Annotated in this window: 17 protein-coding genes; 8 read left to right on the top strand and 9 right to left on the bottom strand. The window is 60.1% G+C overall.

The features are described 5' to 3' along the window. Nucleotides 1–30: 30 nt before the first annotated feature. Nucleotides 31–1,959 (bottom strand): sigma-54 interaction domain-containing protein, encoded by a 1,929-nt coding sequence (locus AC1Q67_RS18705; RefSeq protein ID WP_492236818.1) that lies wholly within the window; start codon nucleotides 1,957–1,959, stop codon nucleotides 31–33. A 165-nt stretch (nucleotides 1,960–2,124) separates the two neighbouring features. On the opposite strand from AC1Q67_RS18705, the gene AC1Q67_RS18700 reads away from it, so the two are divergent. From AC1Q67_RS18700 to cynS, 4 genes are read left to right on the top strand one after another with little or no spacing between them, the layout of a single operon-like run. Beyond that, nucleotides 2,125–3,507 (top strand): CmpA/NrtA family ABC transporter substrate-binding protein, encoded by a 1,383-nt coding sequence (locus AC1Q67_RS18700; RefSeq protein ID WP_492236819.1) that lies wholly within the window; start codon nucleotides 2,125–2,127, stop codon nucleotides 3,505–3,507. 2 nt (nucleotides 3,508–3,509) lie between these two features. After that, nucleotides 3,510–4,349 (top strand): nitrate ABC transporter permease, encoded by an 840-nt coding sequence (gene ntrB, locus AC1Q67_RS18695; RefSeq protein WP_006020178.1) that lies wholly within the window; start codon nucleotides 3,510–3,512, stop codon nucleotides 4,347–4,349. A 4-nt stretch (nucleotides 4,350–4,353) separates the two neighbouring features. Further along, on the top strand, nucleotides 4,354–5,268 hold the full coding sequence (locus tag AC1Q67_RS18690) for an ABC transporter ATP-binding protein (RefSeq protein WP_492236820.1): 915 nt from the start codon (nucleotides 4,354–4,356) through the stop codon (nucleotides 5,266–5,268). Between the two features lie 26 nt (nucleotides 5,269–5,294). Next, complete coding sequence (cynS, locus tag AC1Q67_RS18685) at nucleotides 5,295–5,783, top strand: cyanase (RefSeq protein WP_024574614.1); 489 nt, start codon at nucleotides 5,295–5,297, stop codon at nucleotides 5,781–5,783. Nucleotide 5,784: 1 nt separating this feature from the next. Here the strand turns inward: cynS and otnK are convergent, their stop codons facing one another. Genes otnK through ltnD form a run of 3 tightly spaced genes read right to left on the bottom strand, consistent with a single transcriptional unit; the run spans nucleotide 5,785 to nucleotide 8,848 of the window. After that, nucleotides 5,785–7,059 (bottom strand): 3-oxo-tetronate kinase, encoded by a 1,275-nt coding sequence (gene otnK, locus AC1Q67_RS18680; RefSeq protein WP_492236821.1) that lies wholly within the window; start codon nucleotides 7,057–7,059, stop codon nucleotides 5,785–5,787. Continuing rightward, nucleotides 7,056–7,850, bottom strand: a complete 795-nt coding sequence (gene otnI, locus AC1Q67_RS18675) for a 2-oxo-tetronate isomerase (RefSeq protein ID WP_492236822.1) — start codon at nucleotides 7,848–7,850, stop codon at nucleotides 7,056–7,058. The genes otnK and otnI overlap by 4 nt, the downstream gene beginning before the upstream one ends. Nucleotides 7,851–7,885: 35 nt before the next feature. After that, nucleotides 7,886–8,848: an L-threonate dehydrogenase gene (ltnD, locus tag AC1Q67_RS18670; protein WP_492238162.1), complete on the bottom strand. Its 963-nt coding sequence runs from the start codon at nucleotides 8,846–8,848 to the stop codon at nucleotides 7,886–7,888. 75 nt (nucleotides 8,849–8,923) lie between these two features. On the opposite strand from ltnD, the gene otnC reads away from it, so the two are divergent. The 4 genes from otnC (at nucleotide 8,924) to AC1Q67_RS18650 (ending at nucleotide 13,016) form a co-directional block, all read left to right on the top strand. After that, nucleotides 8,924–9,595, top strand: coding sequence for a 3-oxo-tetronate 4-phosphate decarboxylase (gene otnC / locus AC1Q67_RS18665; protein WP_492237160.1), 672 nt, complete (start codon nucleotides 8,924–8,926; stop codon nucleotides 9,593–9,595). A gap of 117 nt (nucleotides 9,596–9,712) precedes the next feature. Beyond that, nucleotides 9,713–11,065, top strand: a complete 1,353-nt coding sequence (locus tag AC1Q67_RS18660) for an esterase-like activity of phytase family protein (protein WP_492236824.1) — start codon at nucleotides 9,713–9,715, stop codon at nucleotides 11,063–11,065. Between the two features lie 246 nt (nucleotides 11,066–11,311). Beyond that, entirely contained in the window at nucleotides 11,312–12,589 is a 1,278-nt protein-coding gene (locus AC1Q67_RS18655) for a PQQ-dependent sugar dehydrogenase (protein ID WP_492236825.1), read from the top strand. A 73-nt stretch (nucleotides 12,590–12,662) separates the two neighbouring features. Then, nucleotides 12,663–13,016, top strand: a complete 354-nt coding sequence (locus AC1Q67_RS18650) for a c-type cytochrome (RefSeq protein WP_492236826.1) — start codon at nucleotides 12,663–12,665, stop codon at nucleotides 13,014–13,016. A gap of 52 nt (nucleotides 13,017–13,068) precedes the next feature. Here the strand turns inward: AC1Q67_RS18650 and pip are convergent, their stop codons facing one another. From pip to pqqB, 5 genes are read right to left on the bottom strand one after another with little or no spacing between them, the layout of a single operon-like run. After that, complete coding sequence (pip, locus tag AC1Q67_RS18645) at nucleotides 13,069–14,049, bottom strand: prolyl aminopeptidase (RefSeq protein ID WP_492236827.1); 981 nt, start codon at nucleotides 14,047–14,049, stop codon at nucleotides 13,069–13,071. Next, on the bottom strand, nucleotides 14,039–15,241 hold the full coding sequence (gene pqqE, locus AC1Q67_RS18640) for a pyrroloquinoline quinone biosynthesis protein PqqE (protein WP_492236828.1): 1,203 nt from the start codon (nucleotides 15,239–15,241) through the stop codon (nucleotides 14,039–14,041). The genes pip and pqqE overlap by 11 nt, the downstream gene beginning before the upstream one ends. Beyond that, nucleotides 15,238–15,546, bottom strand: coding sequence for a pyrroloquinoline quinone biosynthesis peptide chaperone PqqD (gene pqqD, locus AC1Q67_RS18635; RefSeq protein ID WP_492237161.1), 309 nt, complete (start codon nucleotides 15,544–15,546; stop codon nucleotides 15,238–15,240). The genes pqqE and pqqD overlap by 4 nt, the downstream gene beginning before the upstream one ends. 5 nt (nucleotides 15,547–15,551) lie before the next feature. Further along, nucleotides 15,552–16,316: a pyrroloquinoline-quinone synthase PqqC gene (gene pqqC / locus AC1Q67_RS18630; protein ID WP_492236829.1), complete on the bottom strand. Its 765-nt coding sequence runs from the start codon at nucleotides 16,314–16,316 to the stop codon at nucleotides 15,552–15,554. Then, nucleotides 16,313–17,236 (bottom strand): pyrroloquinoline quinone biosynthesis protein PqqB, encoded by a 924-nt coding sequence (gene pqqB / locus AC1Q67_RS18625; RefSeq protein WP_492236830.1) that lies wholly within the window; start codon nucleotides 17,234–17,236, stop codon nucleotides 16,313–16,315. The genes pqqC and pqqB overlap by 4 nt, the downstream gene beginning before the upstream one ends. Nucleotides 17,237–17,268: the final 32 nt, after the last annotated feature.

The raw sequence follows: 17,268 nt of genomic DNA, 5'->3' as shown, positions 1-17,268 counted from the left end.
TATCAAGCGCTAACAACGGGCAAGCCCTGCCTAACGCATTGGCGAATCGAGGTTTCGTGCCGAAATGCCGAGCGATTTGATGCGCGATGCCAAGGTGGTCGGCTTGATCGCAAGCAGTTCCGCCGCGCCGTCCTTGCCAAAAACCTTGCCGCCGGATGCCTTCAGCGCGGTCAGGATATTGTTGCGTTCGTGCTCCCGCATCTCATCGTCCGTCATGATAACTTGAGGCGCGCCATTCCTGGGACGCCGTGACGCTACGGGGAGTTCGGTTCCGGTTTGCTGAATGGGCAGATCAATCCGCAGCCGGCCGTTCTGGGCCAAAATGGCGGCGCGTTCGATCACATTCTGTAACTCGCGGACGTTGCCCGGCCAGTCGTACTGCATCAGGCGACGCACATCGCCTTCCGATAATCGAAGGTTGGATTTGAGCGATTTGCTCTCGCTGCTCAGGAAATGCTGCGCGAGTAACGGGATGTCCTCACGACGGTCACGCAGCGGCACGGTTTCAACCGGAAACACGTTGAGCCGGAAATAGAGATCCTCGCGGAATCGCCCCTGCTTCACTTCCTGCTTCAGTTCGCGATTGGTCGCGGCGATAACACGGACGTTTACGGCACGTGTCCGCTCCTCACCGACGCGCTCAAAATGCCCCTCCTGCAACACGCGCAACAGCTTGCCCTGAAGTTCCAGCGGAATTTCGCCGACCTCATCCAGAAACAGTGTCCCGCCATCGGCGAGTTCAAATCGTCCGACACGGTCGCGCAACGCGCCGGTAAACGCTCCGCGCACATGGCCGAAGAATTCGCTCTCGAACAGCTCACGCGGGATTGCCGCACAGTTGACACGGATCAGCGGACGATCGCTGCGCTGGCTCGCCTCGTGGATGGCGCGCGCGATCAACTCCTTGCCAGTGCCGGACTCGCCGGTGATCATCACGGTCGCGTCGGTCGGCGCGACGAGGCTGACCTGCCGCAGCGTCTTCTGCACCGCCGCCGTGCGGCCGATGATGCCGCGGGGATTCGTCTCGGTGCGGATTTCCTCCTGCAAATAGGCGTTTTCCTGCTCGAGACGCTCGCGCAGTTGATCGACCTCGGCGAGCGCCGCGCGAAGCTTTTCATCCGCCTCGCGGCGCTGACTGACATCGCGGAACACAATCACCGCGCCAACCACCACGCCGCGATCGCGGATCGGCGTGGACGTGTATTCGACCCAGACCGGCGTGCCGTCCTTGCGCCAGAACACCTCGTCATCCACCTGATGCACCGCGCCGTCGCGGAACGCGGCATAGATCGGACAGTCCTCGTGCGGATAATGCCTGCCGTCGTGGTGTGTATGATGCACGGTCGCGTGAATATTGGTGCCGACCAGTTCCTCCGCCGACCAGCCGAGAATGCGCTCGGCGACCGGATTGACGAATGTGGTCTTGCCTTCGGCGTTGACCCCATAGATGCCCTCGCCCGCCGCGCGCAGGATCAACTGGTTCTCGCGCTCGATATCACGGAAGACACGCTCCACGCGTTGCCAGGCAGCAATACCGCCGCGCATGTGATCCTCCGCCGTAACGTCGACAAACCGCCGGCGGCGCTGTTCGAGGTCACTCATCGCCAGCAGCACCAGCGGCGTGCCCTCCTGCGGGATGAGCGACCCGGTATATTCCAGCCGCAGCTTGTTACCCGCGGCATGACGCGGTGTCAGCGACGTGGTCCAGAATGAGCCCCTGTCGAACACTGCCTGGGTGAACACAATCAGCGCCGGCACCTGACCGGCATGCAAGGCGCTGATCTTCATCTGCCGGAGCAGTGCACGGTCGTATCCAAGCAAAGCGCACACGGCGGGATTGGCCTCCACGATGCGGTCGCCATGAGGATCCAGCAACATCGTCGGCTCGGCCGAAAAATCGAACGCGGCGCCCCACAGATCGGGGCCCCTCTCCGTTATCGGGGACAAGGAGACGTCCATAAACTCTCACTACGAAATATCGTAATTGATCTACGAATAATCGTGTAACACGAAATTTCGTAACCGGCAATATTACCGCTGCAGCGTAGGCTTATTGATAAATCGCGCGAAACGGGAATGGCACGCAGCTTGCGTAGTGGACTGAAACGCTATGCAGGAGGTTTCATGTCCACCTTCGACAATCCATTCGATCCAAACCGTCGCCTCTCCTCTTTCGGCTGCGCTTGCGGCCAGCACGCGAACGACGCGGAGCACGATGCAGCACTCCAACTCCAGACTGTTGCCTCACAGGGCGACGAGCAGCGCTATGAAGGCGTCGTCGCATCGGCCGTCATGCGCGCGATGTTTCCGCAAGACGTCGCACGCCGCGCGTTCCTGAAATCGGTCGGCGCTGCGACTGCCGTCGCCGCTGTCTCGCAGTTTTTTCCCCTGAAGACCGCCACCGAGGTTTTCGCGCAGGGCGCGCCGCTTGAAAAGAAGGACCTCAAGGTCGGATTCATTCCCATCACATGCGCCACGCCGATCATCATGGCAAAGCCGATGGGCTTCTATGAAAAGCAAGGCCTCAACGTCGAAGTGATCAAGACTGCCGGCTGGGCTGTCATCCGCGACAAGACCATCAACAAGGAATACGACGCGGCGCACATGCTCTCGCCTATGCCCATCGCCATCTCAATGGGCGCCGGCTCCAATCCGATCCCCTACACCATGCCCGCGGTTGAAAACATCAACGGTCAGGCCATCACCCTCGCCATCAAGCACAAGGATAAGCGCAACCCCAAGGACTGGAAGGGCTTCAAGTTCGCGGTGCCGTTCGACTACTCGATGCACAATTACCTGCTGCGCTACTACCTGGCGGAGCACGGCATCGATCCCGATACCGACGTTCAAATCCGCGCGGTGCCGCCGCCGGAAATGGTCGCCAATCTTCGCGCCGACAACATCGATGGCTTCCTCGGTCCAGATCCGATGAACCAGCGCGCTGTGTATGATGGCGTCGGCTTCATCCACATTCTGACGAAGGATATCTGGGAGGGCCATCCCTGCTGCGCGTTTGCGGCGTCCAAGGAATTCGTCACCACGATGCCAAATACCTACGCTGCGCTGCTGAAATCGATCATCGATGCGACGGCGTTCGCGCACAAGGCCGAGAACCGCAAGCAGATTGCCGAGGCTATCTCCCCGGCGAACTACCTCAACCAGCCGCCAATCGTGCTCGAGCAAATTCTCACCGGCACGTTCGCCGATGGACTCGGCAACATCGTGACGCAGCCGAACCGCGTCGATTTCGATCCGTTCCCTTGGCAGTCGTTCGCAGTCTGGATCATGACCCAGATGAAGCGTTGGGGACAGATCAAGGGTGACGTCGACTACGCCGGTGTCGCGAGCCAGGTCTATCTCGCCACCGATACAGCAAAACTCATGAAGGAAGTCGGTCTCATACCTCCCACAACCACCACAAAGTCCTTCAGCGTGATGGGTAAGCCTTTCGATCCGACAAAGCCTGAGGATTACCTCAAGAGCTTCAAGATCAGCAAGGCGAGCTAAGCATGACCTCGTCGCTGAAACTTCGCGCGGCCGTGCTGTCGATTGCGATCTTCCTCGCCTTCATCGGCGCGTGGCATCTTGCCACGCGCGGCAGCGGGTCGGTCGCGACCATGAGCCCGGAATACGCAAAGCTGATGGGTGTGACCGCGACCCAGGGCAAATCGGCAATGCCGGGACCGCTCGATGTCGGCGCTAAGCTCTGGCAGCATATCAAGAGCCCGTTCTACGACAACGGCCCGAATGACAAGGGCCTTGGTATCCAGCTCGGCTATTCGATTGCCCGCGTGTTGCTGGGTTACTTCCTCGCCGTGATTGTGGCGATCCCGCTCGGATTCCTGATCGGCATGTCGCCGCTGATCAGCAAGGCGCTCGATCCTTTCATTCAGGTTCTGAAGCCGATCTCTCCGCTCGCCTGGATGCCGCTGGCGCTCTACACCATCAAGGATTCCAACACCTCCGCGATCTTCGTGATCTTTATCTGCGCGATCTGGCCGATGCTGATCAACACGGCGTTCGGTGTCTCCGCCGTGCGCAAGGAATGGATCAACGTTGCACGAACGCTCGAGGTCGGATCGATGCGCCGCGCCTTCACTGTGATCCTTCCCGCCGCTGCGCCGACCATCCTGACCGGCATGCGCATCTCCATCGGCATTGCCTGGCTCGTCATCGTCGCGGCTGAAATGCTCGTCGGTGGTACAGGCATCGGTTACTTCGTCTGGAACGAGTGGAACAACCTGTCGATCACCAACGTCATCATCGCCATTCTGGTCATCGGTCTGGTCGGAATGATGTTCGACCAGATCCTTGCGCGGTTCACGCGCATGGTCACGTTCCCGGAGTGATGTAATGATCGAGAAATTCATCTCTATCGAAGGCATCGCCAAGCACTATCCGGCACCAGATGGCAGGAAGACGACCATCTTCGAGGACCTCTGGCTGTCGATGCCGCGCGGAGAGTTCGGTTGCGTGATCGGGCATTCCGGTTGCGGCAAGACCACCGTTCTCAACATCCTCGCCGGGCTGGACGAACCCTCCGAAGGCACCGTGATCGTGGACGGTCAGGCTATCGAGGGCACCAGCCTCGATCGAGCCGTGATTTTCCAGAGTCATGCTTTGTTGCCGTGGCGCACGGTGATGGGCAACGTCGCCTACGCGGTTTCATCCAAATGGCGCAAGTGGGACAAGGCGCGCGTTCGTGCCCATGCCCAGAAGTTCATCGACATTGTCGGTCTCACCGGGTCCGAGCACAAAAGGCCCTCAGAGTTGTCCGGCGGCATGAAGCAGCGCGTCGGTATCGCGCGCGCGCTGTCGATCACGCCGAAAATCATGCTGATGGATGAGCCCTTCTCCGCACTCGACGCGCTGACGCGGGGAACGTTGCAGGACGAGGTTCGCCGCATCTGCCTGGAGACCGGCCAGACCGCCTTCATGATCACGCACGACGTGGACGAAGCGATCTATCTCGCCGACAAGATCTTCCTGATGACCAACGGCCCCGGTGCGGTGCTTGCGGAGGTCTTGGAAAATCCGCTGCCGAAGGATCGGGGCCGCATCGATCTCCACCGGCACCCGCAGTATTACGCATTGCGCAATCACATCATCGACTTCCTGGTCACACGCAGCAAGACGTTCGTGGAAACCAACAAGAATCACGACCCGCGCAACGTGCCCGTTGTCCGCCCCGGATTCACGGAGCCAGCAATCGTGACCACGAACGCATCTACCGATAAGCCAGCGGCCGGCCAGATCAGCGCCGCCTGATTAACTTTCAAAACTGGAGAATTGAAATGAAGCGATCCGACCTCACCGAGAAACTGCTCGACATCAAGCGCGAGAACGGCTGGAGCTGGAAACATATCTGCGAACAGATCGGCGGCCACTCCGAAGTGCTGGTGGTTGGCGCCATCCTCGGCCAGATGAAACTGACAAAACCGCAAGCCGAGAATGCCGCCAAACTGTTCGGCCTCTCCAAGGTCGAACAGGCGATGATCAATGAGGTGCCGATGCGCGGCGAAGGAATCCAGATGCCGCCCACCGACCCGCTGATCTACCGGCTTTACGAACTGGTGATGGTAAACGGACCGGCGTGGAAAGCGCTCATCGAGGAAGAATTCGGTGACGGCATCATGTCCGCAATCGATTTCGACATGGACATGGAACGCCTCGCCAATCCAAAGGGAGATCGCGTCAAGATCACCATGTCGGGCAAATTCCTGCCGTACAAGTATTACGGCGCGACCGGCAACCAGCAAGAATACGGTTTCAAGGAAGCGTAAATTACGGCATTAGGCGGATGGCGTCGTTGAAGAAATCCGGGCCACCGAAGTTGCCGGATTTCAGCGCCGTCACCGCCTCGCCCTTGCTCCAGCCTACGCACCGCAGCACCGGTACGCCTGCGGCGATTTCTGGTCCCACCAGAAAACCCGGAATGCCAAGGCGGTCGACCACGGCGCCTGAGGTTTCGCCTCCAGCGATCACGAGGCGCCTGACGCCGGCGGCAACCAGACCTTCACTGATGGCCGCCATCGCCTGCTCGATGGCACGGCCTGCAACATCGCGGCCGTACTTTGCCTGAAGCGCGGAAACTTGATCGGGCGTCGAACTGCTCGCGATCAGAACCGGTCCCTTGCCGAGGTGTTCTCGTGACCAGCCAAGCGCGCGCTGAACCTCGGACGGCCCTGCGACGATCTTTTCAGGATCGAGCCGCAGCACCGGCATGGATTTCTCGGCATAGGCGATCTGCGTCAGCGTCGCCTGCGAACAGCTCCCGGCAAGGCAAGCGACCGGGCCACCGATCGTCTTTTGATCGGCACTCGCCGAGGCTGCCCTCACCCTGCCCGACGCGACAAGACCGCGGGCGAGCCCAAGGCCCATTCCCGACGCACCCACCGACAAACGATGATCCAGCGCAACCTGACCAATGATCTCAAGCTCAGGATCGAACACGGCATCGATGATCGCAGCCCCGACGCCTTGTTTGGCAAAATCGGTCAGCTTTGCGCGGATCGCTTCGGCGCCTTTTGCGACGGTGGCGAGGTCAACCAAACCGACTTTGGATTTACTCTGCCGCGCCAGCACCCGCACAAGATTGGAGTCGTGCATCGGATTGAGCGGATGATCCTTCAGCGGGCTTTCGTTCAACGGCACGCTACCCACGAACAGGTTGCCTTGGTAAACTGTGCGCCCCGTTCCGGGAAACGCGGGCGTCACGAGCACGATGGCATCGCCGGAATCGGTGCGCAGTGCATCCATCACCGGCCCGATGTTGCCGGCATCCGTTGAATCGAATGTCGAGCAGATCTTGAATAGGACATGGGCCGCGCCCCGCGCCCGCAGCCACTTGTCCGCGTCACGGGAGCGCGCAACCGCCTGCGACGCCTCAATGGAGCGGCTCTTCAGCGATACAACAACGGCATCGACATCGGGCAGCGCCAGCGCGTCACTCGGAACGCCGATGGTCTGCACCGTGCGCAGCCCGCAGCGGGTCAACGTGTTAGCGAGATCGGATGCGCCGGTGTAGTCGTCTGCGATACAGCCCAGAGCCAGCGTCACGCGCGCGCTCCAGTCCTGGACTTCGCATAAGGCGCGAACCAGCCGAGCCCCTCGGACGTCTCGCCTTTTGGACGGTATTCGCAGCCGACAAAGCCGCCATACCCCAGCCGGTCGAGTTCCTCGAACAGGAAAGGATAATTCAGTTCCTCGCCTGCCGGTTCGTTACGTGAAGGAACACTTGCGATCTGGATATGTCCTATCATCGGCATCATCTGCCGAAGCGCAACGGTAACATCGCCGTGCACGATCTGCCGATGATAGATATCGAACTGCAATTTCAGATTTGGCATTTTCAAGTCACTGATCACGCTAGCCGCAAAATCAAAATCGTTCAGGAAATACCCCGGAACATCGCGCGGATTGATCGGCTCCAGCATGAGATCGATCTCTTCCTTGGCGAGCGCCTCGGCAGTCCACGCCACCGAGCGGCGGAACGCGTCGACCGCTTTCGGATCGCGGCGGTCGGCAATGCCTGCCATAAGATGCAGTCGTTTAACGCCGGTAGCGGCCGCATAAGGCAACGCCCGCTGGACGCTCGCCTGTACATCCGCGAGGCGGTCTGGCAACGCGGCGAAACCGCGCTCTCCTTTGTTCCAGTCTCCGGGAAACAGATTGAACAGCGCCTGGGTCAGGCCGTTGCGGTGAAGCCGTTCACCAACCTCGTCAGGCGAATGTTCGTATGGGAACAGAAACTCAACCGCCGAAAAGCCCGCTTTTGCCGCCGCGTCGAAGCGATCGAGAAACGGCACTTCGTTGAACATCATGCTGAGATTTGCTGCAAAACGAGGCATTGGATGATTCCGTTTCTTGTTGTTGTGATCGGGCCCTACTCACCCGGCAGCTTCGTGCCTGTGACACGCGCGTACATCCGCGCCACCGACGCATCGTCGTCGCGGCCCATGCCAGCGGCCGATGTCATCAGAAACATCTGTAATGCAGCCGCCGAGACCGGAACCGGAAATTTCGCGGTTCGCGCCATGTCCTGGATGATGCCGAGGTCCTTGACGAAAATATCGACGGCGCTGCGTGGCGTGTAGTCGCCGTCCAGCACGTGAGGCATCCGATTCTCGAACATCCAGGAATTCCCGGCGGATGCTGTGATGACCTCATAAACCTTGGCGATGTCGAGACCCTGCTTTGCCGCAAACGCCATCGCTTCGCTCGCGGCCGCGATGTGCACGCCGGCCAGAAGCTGATTGATCATCTTGAAGGCCGCGCCCTGCCCAGGCTCATCGCCAAGTTCATACAACTTCGCCGACATCGCATCGAGTGCCGCCCTCGCCCTGGCAAACGCAGCCTTGCTGCCGGACGCCAGGATTGTGAGTTCACCCTGCGCGGCGCGCTGCGCACCGCCACTGATCGGCGCATCGAGATAATGCCGTCCGGTGGCTTCGAGCTGTTTTGCCAGGTGCCGCGCGACATCCGGGTCCATCGTCGCGGACGATATAAAAACCGACCCTTTGGGCAAGGTCTCCGCAACACCTTGCGGGCCGAACAGGATCGCCTCGGTCTGCACGGCGTTCACGACCACACTGACGACCGCATCGGCCTCCCGCGCCGCTTCGGCCGGCGACGCCGCGCCGCGGCCCCCCTCAGCAACCAGCCGCGCAACCGCTTCCGCCGCTACGTCGCAGCCCGCAACGTCGAAGCCGGCCCGCTTCAACGACAGCGCCATACCAAGGCCCATCGAACCGAGGCCGACAACTCCAATGCGTCCAGTGGGCATACGATCTCCCGGATTGTCGTGTGCCCGCGCATTTGGTGGCGGGCGTTGACTGCTTGGTAGCACGGCCCACGGCACGTCCAAAATGGCGTTTGAGCCTTTCTGAAAACCGTGAGAAAAGGCATGCGGAAGGGCTACGGAATGACGGAAACACGGCTTCGCGATCAGATTTGCCAGTTCGGCCGCTCGTTGTTCGAGCGCGGCCTGACCCCGGGATCCTCAGGAAACATCAGCGTCCGCCTCGATGACGGCGGCTGGCTGGTGACACCGACCAACGCCTCCCTCGGGTTTCTGGATCCGGCCAGCATCTCGCGATTGAACAGTTCGGGACGTCTGTTGTCGGGTGATGCGCCCACCAAGGAAATCCCGTTGCATGCCGCGCTCTATGAGACGCGACGCAACGCGCGCGCCGTCGTCCATCTGCATTGCGCACACTGCGTTGCCGTGTCCATGCTGCCCGATATCGATCCGCATGCAGCGCTGCCGCCACTGACGCCCTATTACGTGATGCGCTGCGGCACGACCGCGCTGCTGCCCTATTACCGCCCGGGCGACGCGGCGGTCGCCGATGCGATCCGGGGGCTTGCCGGCAAGTACTCGTGCGTGATGCTGTCCAATCATGGACCGGTGGTTGCCGGCGACACGCTAGAAGCCGCCGTGTTTGCCATGGAAGAGCTCGAAGAGACCGCAAAGCTCTATCTGATGCTGCGCGGCATGAATCCCCGTACATTGACGCCCGAGCAGGTCGCTGACCTGGCTTCAGCATTCCCGTCCGCCGCATCGACAGTCGGCGACAAGCAAGTTCCTGGCTGAGCCCCCGCGACAATACGGCACGGAAAAGACGTTTACAGTTATCGAAGTGTCACGCCGATGTAGCGGCACTGACACACAGAACACCGACAAGCAGCGCATGTCTTCAAGGAGGATTACATGCGCATTGCTACATTGTCGTTGCTCGCACTGACCGCTCTGCCCGGTCTCGCGGCGGCTCAAACATCCGGTCAAGCCTTCCCCGCCACCCTTGCCGGCCACGCCGTGATGCCTGCCGAGTCCTTTGTCGAAGCCCCCGCGGATGCCCCCGCGGACCTGAAGGTTTCAGGCAAGTTTACCACCGGCACCCGCGTCGATGCCATCGGCAGCGTCGAGGGTAAATCCTTCGACCGCCCGACTGGCGTCAAGTTGCCGTTCAAGGGCCAGCCCTTGCAGGGCCACTCCGGGATCAAGAAAGCCGCTGATGGCACGTTCTGGGTGATTTCGGACAACGGCTTCGGTAGCAAGGCGAACTCGCCGGACGCCATGCTCTTCCTGAACAACTACCGCATCGACTGGACCAAAGGCGCGGTTGAGCGTGTCTCCACCGTCTTCCTGCGCGATCCCGATAAGAAGGTGCCTTTCCGCATCGCCAACGAAGGCACGGAATCCCGCTACCTGACTGGCTCAGACTTCGATACCGAGAGCTTCCAGCCGATCGGCGACAAGATCTGGATCGGCGACGAATTCGGTCCCTATCTGATCCGTGCCGATCGCACCGGCAAGGTCGAGGCCGTGTTCGAAACCGAAATCGATGGCAAGCCCGCCCGCTCGCCCGACCACTATGCGATCACGTCGCCAGCGACCCCGACCACGCCGGTGGCCTTCAACATCCGCCGCTCGAAGGGCTACGAGGGCATGGCCGCCTCTCCGGACGGCAAGTTCCTTTATCCCCTGCTCGAAGGCCCGGCCTGGGACGCCGAGAAGAAGGACTGGGAAAAAACCGCTGACGGCAAGGAATATCTGCGCATTCTCGAGTTCGATGTCGGCGCGGGCAAGTGGACCGGCCGTCACTGGAAGTATGTGCTCGAGAGCAATGGCCTCGCTATCGGCGATTTCAACATGATCGATGCGACCACTGCGATGATCATCGAGCGCGATAACGGCGAAGGCACTGCCGACAAGGCTTGCGAGGGTCCGAAGAAGCCAGACTGCTTCCACGATCTCGCCAAGTTCAAGCGCGTCTACAAGATCGAAATGACGGACGCCAATGCAAACGGCCCGGTTCGCAAGATCGGCTATATCGACCTGATGAAGATCGCCGATCCTGACAAGAAGGCGCGCAAGCCGCTGAACAATGGCGCCCTTACCTTCCCGTTCTGGACCATCGAGAACGTCGATATCGTCGATCAGACCCACATCATCGTCGGCAACGATAACAATCTGCCATTCTCCACGAGCCGTGAGCCCAACAAGGCTGACGACAACGAGTTCGTGCTGCTGAATGTCGCGGAGTTCCTGAAGGCCCGCTGATTTCAATTTTAACAAACGCAATGAAAGGCCGCCCCGCACCGGGCGGCCTTTTTGCTTCACAACCGGTCATGCCGCGCCAACACCGCAGCTGGGCTGCAATCGCAAATCACAATCACGCGATAGAATTTTCCATGCTGCGTCGCCAGAATGATTTTACGCGCAGGTCGTCTTGCGCCGGCGCAAACCTGCGATAGGCTCTCACCCCGTAAAACGCCAAAAATGACACCCTGCCGGGAGGACAAAATCATGTTTTACGCTTTCAAACATCATGCCCTGAATTCGGTTGCTGCTGCAGCGTTTCTTTGCGCTTTGGCGATTTCGGCGTCAGCTCAATCGCCAAACAACAACCTCGACAAGCTCGGTAATTTTCAGAAAACAGGCGTTACGGAAATTCCGACTGTTCCGCAGACGGGCCGCAAGGTCGACGCGATCAAGGCGAACCTTGCCAAGATCAAACTACCGCCCGGCTTCAAGATCAGCCTGTATGCGCTCGTGCCAGACGCGCGGCATATTGCCGTAGGACCGCAAGGCGTCGTGACGTTCGTCGGGACGCGTAAAAGCAAGGTCTATGCCGTGACGGATCGCGGTAAGGCCGGCTTTGCCGAGGAAGTGAAGGAGTTTGCACCTTCAGTGAACTTCACCATTCCCAACGGTGTCTGCTTTTCCAAGGACGGTTTCCTGTTTGTGGTAGAGCAGAACCGTGTTCTTAATTTTCCGGCCGCCGAGTTTTTCTATGAAAGCCCGGACATCGCCGTCGCTGTGGTCGTTCCACAGGGCGAGTTGATTCCGAAGGAAGACGAAAGCTTCAACCACACAGCGCGCGTTTGCCGCGTCGGGGCCGACAACAAGATTTACATCTCGCTGGGACAGCCTTTCAACGTGCCGGCGAAGAACAAGCTCGATGGCTTCGCGAAGAATGGCATTGGCGGGATCATCAGAATGGATCAGGACGGCAAGAACCGCGAAGTCTATGCCACCGGCATCCGCAACTCGGTCGGCATGGATTTCAATCAAAAGAATAACCAGCTCTGGTTTACGGACAATCAGGTCGACGGAATGGGCGACAACATCCCTCCCGGCGAGTTGAACCGCATCACCCAAGCCGGGCAGAACTTCGGCTTCCCCTATTTCGGCGGCGGCAAGGTTCGCACCGTTGAATACAAGGCCGATACTCCGCCCGCCAATGTGGTCTATCCTGAAGTGGAGATGGACGCCCATGCCGCTGACCTCGGCATGATCTTCTACAACGGCAAATCGTTCCCGGCGAAGTATCGTGGCGGCATCTTCTCCGCCCAGCACGGCTCGTGGAATCGCACGGACCCGATCGGCGCACGCATCATGTTCACGTCGCTCAAACCTGACGGCAGCGCGGACAAGACCGAAGTCTTTGCTTCTGGCTGGTTGACGCCGGATGGCGAATACACCGGTCGTCCGGTAGACGTCGCAACGCTGCGCGACGGCTCACTTCTGGTGTCGGACGATCTCGCCGGCGCGCTGTATCGTATCACCTACGAAGAGAAGTAAGGGACACGTCGCCTGCCGTGAACCAGCCCTCCGGTTCACGGCAGAGCCGATCCAGCAACAAGAAAAGCAGTTCATGCAATCAAAACCGAACAAACACACCGGACCATATCTGGCCGGCCTGCTGGTTCTGCTGACGCTGAACGGGGTGGTCACAGCGCAGGCCGCGGGGGACGCCAAGGCTGGACGAAAGAAGGCGCAAATGTGCGCGGCCTGTCACGGCATCGACGGGGTTTCCAAGATGCCTATGGCCCCCAACATCGCGGGTTCACCTGCAATGTATCTGGAAAAACAACTCAAAGCCTTCCGCTCCGAAGAGCGCAAGGAAGAGAATATGAATGTTGTAGCGAAACCGCTATCGGACGCCGACATCGCAGATCTCGCTGCCTGGTATTCCGGGATAACGGTCGACGTCACGCTGCCAAACTAAGCGTGCGCGACGCGCACCCATCCTGCGTGTGAGCGAGACGAACTGTTATCCGCTAGGCGCGTGACAGCTCTTCGATGGCTGCAACGACGGCATCCCTGACCCCAGGATCGTACAGCGAGTGCCCTGCGGTCTCAACCATTCGTAGCTGGGCATCGGGCCACGCCGCAAGCAGCGCATGGGCAGTCGACGGCGGACACAGGAGGTCGTAGCGGCCTTGCACGACAACTCCCGGAATGCCCCTCAGGCGTCCGGCATTTTCCAGAAGTTGTCCGGGCTTCATGAAGCAGTCATTCTGAAAGTAATGCGCTTCCATAAACGGCGACGATGGAAGACCGCGCCCACCATTCGCCACCGCCGCAAGGTCAAGCCGTGTTTTCGACGGCTTGTGCTCTGAGAGAATGCGCTCGGTGTCGTGCCAGGCGCGGGACGCCGGTCCGTGTACGGCTGGATCGGGATCGAGAATGCGCCGCCAATAGGCGTCGAGCGGCTGGTCGCGCTCGTCCGGCGGCAGCAGGCTGAGAAAATCATCGTTCAGGTCAGGGTAGAAGCGCCGCAAGCCGCCGATGAATGTCCATTCCAGTTCATCGCGGGTGCCCAGAAAAGTCGCGCGCAGCACGATGCCGCTGACGCGCGACGGATGCACCTGCGCATAGGCGAGAGCCAACGTCGCGCCCCACGACCCGCCGACAACCAGCCACCGCTCAAAGCCCAGCATCGCGCGGATGATTTCCATGTCGGCAATCAAATGCGGCAGCGTGTTGTCCTTGCGCGATCCCTTCGGGCGGCTCCTGCCCGCCCCGCGCTGGTCGAACAGCACCGCATGAAAGCGCAGCGGATCGAACAACCGGCGATGGTCGGGCTGGCAACCGCTACCAGGGCCACCGTGCAGATAGACCACGGGGATGCCGTCGGCGCGGCCAACTGTCTCCACATAAAGCTCGTGGCCCCCACCCACCGCAAGATGCTGCACGGTCAGCGGCGTAAACCTGTCAGCCTTTTTGGACGAGGCGGTGTCAGCGGCGTCAGGCCCCATGTGGATCGGCCTCGAATGTGCCGCCTGCAAAGTTCCGGTAGATGAACCGGCGGTTGTCTCCGGCCGCCTCCGTCATAGCTGTCTTGAATATCCGCTCGTGAGCCGGCGACAACGCACAGGCCGGATCGGTGTTGCCGGCATTGCCGGTCAGCGCAAATGCCTGACAGCGGCAGCCGCCGTAATCGATCTCCTTGTATTCACAGCTTTGGCACGGCTCCGGCATCCAGCCGGTGCCGCGATAGCGATTGAATGCTTCCGAGTTCTGCCAGATCCACGTGATGGAATGGTCCCGCACAGATTCAAACGCAAGACCGGTGATCGTTTCCGCCGCGTGACATGGCAATATCTTGCCCGACGGCGAGATATTGAAGAACTGCCGCCCCCAGCCGCCCATGCATTTCTTTGGACGCAGCGCGTAGTAATCAGGGACGACGTAGTCGATAGCCAGAATGCCCTTCAGCCGCGCCTCGGCTTCCTCGACGATCCGGGAGGTCTCGTCGATCTGTTCCATCGTCGGCATCAACGCAGCGCGGTTCTTCAGCGCCCAGCCGTAATACTGCACATTGGCGACTTCCAGCCGATCGGCATCGAGATCGACCGCCATCTGGATGATATCAGCAAGCTGGAACAAATTTTGGCGATGCATCACGGCGTTGACCGTCAGCGGCAAGCCGAGTTCACGCGTCCAGCCTGCCGCATCGATCTTCCTGGCGTGCGCATCCTTCAATCCGGCGACGCGATCGGCCACACCCTGCTCGCTACCCTGAAAGCTGATCTGCACGTGACAAAGTCCGGCATCGGCCAGAGCTGCAAGCTTGTCCTTGGTCAACAGGACAGCCGAGGTGATGAGGTTCGTGTACAGGCCGACATCGGTCGCATGCTGAACCAGTTCCACCAGATCCTTCCGCGCCGTGGGTTCGCCACCGGAAAAATGAATCTGAAGCACTCCAATGGCCGCGAGTTCGCTCAGCACGCGCTTCCACTCGACAGTGGTGAGTTCCGTACCGCCGCGCTCCAGTTCCACCGGGTTCGAGCAGTACGGACACTGCAGTGGGCAGCGATGCGTCAGCTCCGCCAGAACAGCCAGGGGAATTCCAAACGTCTCCGCCTGCGATTTGCGCTGCTCCAGAACCGCCAGTCCGTCCGCCGGCCCGGCGTGAACAGGAGAAACATTGGTGAGCGTCGGACTCATGGTTTTGTGTCCCGTGCCTCCGCAAGGAAACCCTTTTCGGCGAGATCGCGCAGCATGGCGATAACGTCCGTGCCAATCGTACCACGATCGGCGGCATACTTGGCAGCGAGCACATCGATGATCTGATTCACGCTGCTTACGCCGTCACAAAGCTGCAGGATTTCAACTGCAATCTCGTCCGGTGCTAGCACCCGCTCCGGCACCAAAATGACCCAGACCTGCCGGGCCTCATCAAACTTGAGTCTGGCATGCCGGGCCAGCACAGGCCGGCTCTCTTCAGTTATGTCGATCCGGCGGCTTCGCAATGCCATCAGCCCTGCTCCGGCACGAAAGCGCCCGGCGGGATGTGGCCATCGACATATGCATGATAGAGCGCGTCGAGCTGGACCCAGAGCACGTTGGTCTTGAAAATCAGTGCATTGCAGACGGCTTCCCGTTCCTGGGGTGTAGAGGCATGGCGCTTGACGAAATCAAGCGCGAAGTTCGCGTCTCGCGGCGCCTGCTCCATTCGCCGCTTGAAGTAGCTCATAATGTTCGGGTTGATGAAATCGTAGTGCGCGAGCATTCCCGAGATTCGCTCCTCGTGCAGGTTCGGCGCGAACAGTTCGGTCAGTGACGAGGCAATCGCCTCCAGCGGCGTCTTGTCGCGAACAAAATGAACATAAGCATCGACCGCGAAACGCGTCGCTGGAAGAATGCCTTCGGCGGATTCCACATAAGCGCTGTCCAGCCCGAGACCTTCGGTCAGCTTGAGCCAGCGCTCGATGCCACCTTCGGTGCCAACATCGCCGTCGTGATCTTCGATGCGGTGCCGCCATTCGAGCCGGATGTTGCGGTCGCGAAACCGCGAGATCACCACCGCGTCCTTGATGGGAATGGAGCTTTGATAATAGTAACGGTTCAGCGCCCAGGCCTGCACCTGCCCCTTGTTCAATTTGCCGCCATGTAACAGCCGGTGAAAGGGATGCAGATTGTGATACCGCGTTGCTCCAATCTGCCGCAGCGCCGCTTCAAGATCTTCCACTGAATCGAGCGGCGTTCCTGCTTTCAATGCGAACACACTCGTTGCGATCAAACGCTGATCTCCATTCCGTCCGAAGGAATCTGCCACCCTGATTTTTCCGCCGCTTTGCGCTCCGCTGAGTCAGGAAACAGAACCGGATTCGAATTGTTGATATGCAGAAAAATCTTGCGAGCGATGCCAAGGTCCGCAAGCGCCCCGATGGCGCCGTTCTCCCCCGACATCGCCATATGCCCCATGCGCTGTCCGGTCTTTGCCCCCAGTCCGGCCGCGATCAACTCATCGTCGCGCCAGAGTGTGCCGTCGAAAAAGATCAGGGGCGCGTCTTGAAGGCGCTGCCGCAAATCGGGAGTGAGTGCTGCGCAGGCCGCCAAAAAATAAAGATATTCTCCACTTTTTTTGTCTGCGATCCGCAACCCGAGCGTATCGCCGGGCTCGTCGCTCTCAGGTTGTGGCGCACTTTCAAGATACCAAGCGCGTTTACCGGGAACGGCAAACGGCAGAATTTCGAGCCCCGACGGTGACCCGTCCGGAAGCACCGGCTCGAATGCCTTATCAAACTCGATCGGCTGGCGCTGCACCCGCTTCTCGTCGAGCACGTTAAAGATACTGTTCGACTTGAGAACGGAAAGCACGCGCTGATGCGCATAGATCGTGAATGGCCAACCCTCGCGGAGCGACAAAAGGCCGGCCACAGCATCGACCTCGCCGTTGGTCAGGATAACGCCGGCAATCGGGCTATGGCGCAGATGGCCCGCCTTGGGGTGGAGTTGTGGTGTCGCGATCACCTGCTGACGCAGATCCGGCGAAGCGTTGATCAGAAACCAGTGCTCTCCGTCGGCGCTTATGGCAATCGAGGCCTGGGTTGCCTGCAGTTCAGGTTGCGAGCTGCGGGCCGCGCGGCAGACCTCGCAATTACAATTCCATTGAGGAACACCGCCGCCCGCCGCAGCCCCAAGAACGACGACGCGCATAAACAAGCTCCGCGCTCGATCAATGTAACCGA

It is taken from the genome of Afipia sp. GW823-FHT06G09 (assembly GCF_058794875.1).
The sequence above is the reverse complement of the archived record's forward strand: the minus strand, read 5'-3'. Positions and strand labels throughout refer to the sequence as shown.

Coding starts and splice junctions, on each gene's coding strand:
- AC1Q67_RS18705 (WP_492236818.1), bottom strand. CDS start 1,959: ATGGACGTCTCCTTGTCCCCGATAACGGAGAGGGGCCCCGATCTGTGG.
- AC1Q67_RS18700 (WP_492236819.1), top strand. CDS start 2,125: ATGTCCACCTTCGACAATCCATTCGATCCAAACCGTCGCCTCTCCTCT.
- ntrB (WP_006020178.1), top strand. CDS start 3,510: ATGACCTCGTCGCTGAAACTTCGCGCGGCCGTGCTGTCGATTGCGATC.
- AC1Q67_RS18690 (WP_492236820.1), top strand. CDS start 4,354: ATGATCGAGAAATTCATCTCTATCGAAGGCATCGCCAAGCACTATCCG.
- cynS (WP_024574614.1), top strand. CDS start 5,295: ATGAAGCGATCCGACCTCACCGAGAAACTGCTCGACATCAAGCGCGAG.
- otnI (WP_492236822.1), bottom strand. CDS start 7,850: ATGCCTCGTTTTGCAGCAAATCTCAGCATGATGTTCAACGAAGTGCCG.
- otnC (WP_492237160.1), top strand. CDS start 8,924: ATGACGGAAACACGGCTTCGCGATCAGATTTGCCAGTTCGGCCGCTCG.
- AC1Q67_RS18660 (WP_492236824.1), top strand. CDS start 9,713: ATGCGCATTGCTACATTGTCGTTGCTCGCACTGACCGCTCTGCCCGGT.
- AC1Q67_RS18655 (WP_492236825.1), top strand. CDS start 11,312: ATGTTTTACGCTTTCAAACATCATGCCCTGAATTCGGTTGCTGCTGCA.
- AC1Q67_RS18650 (WP_492236826.1), top strand. CDS start 12,663: ATGCAATCAAAACCGAACAAACACACCGGACCATATCTGGCCGGCCTG.
- pip (WP_492236827.1), bottom strand. CDS start 14,049: ATGGGGCCTGACGCCGCTGACACCGCCTCGTCCAAAAAGGCTGACAGG.
- pqqE (WP_492236828.1), bottom strand. CDS start 15,241: ATGAGTCCGACGCTCACCAATGTTTCTCCTGTTCACGCCGGGCCGGCG.
- pqqB (WP_492236830.1), bottom strand. CDS start 17,236: ATGCGCGTCGTCGTTCTTGGGGCTGCGGCGGGCGGCGGTGTTCCTCAA.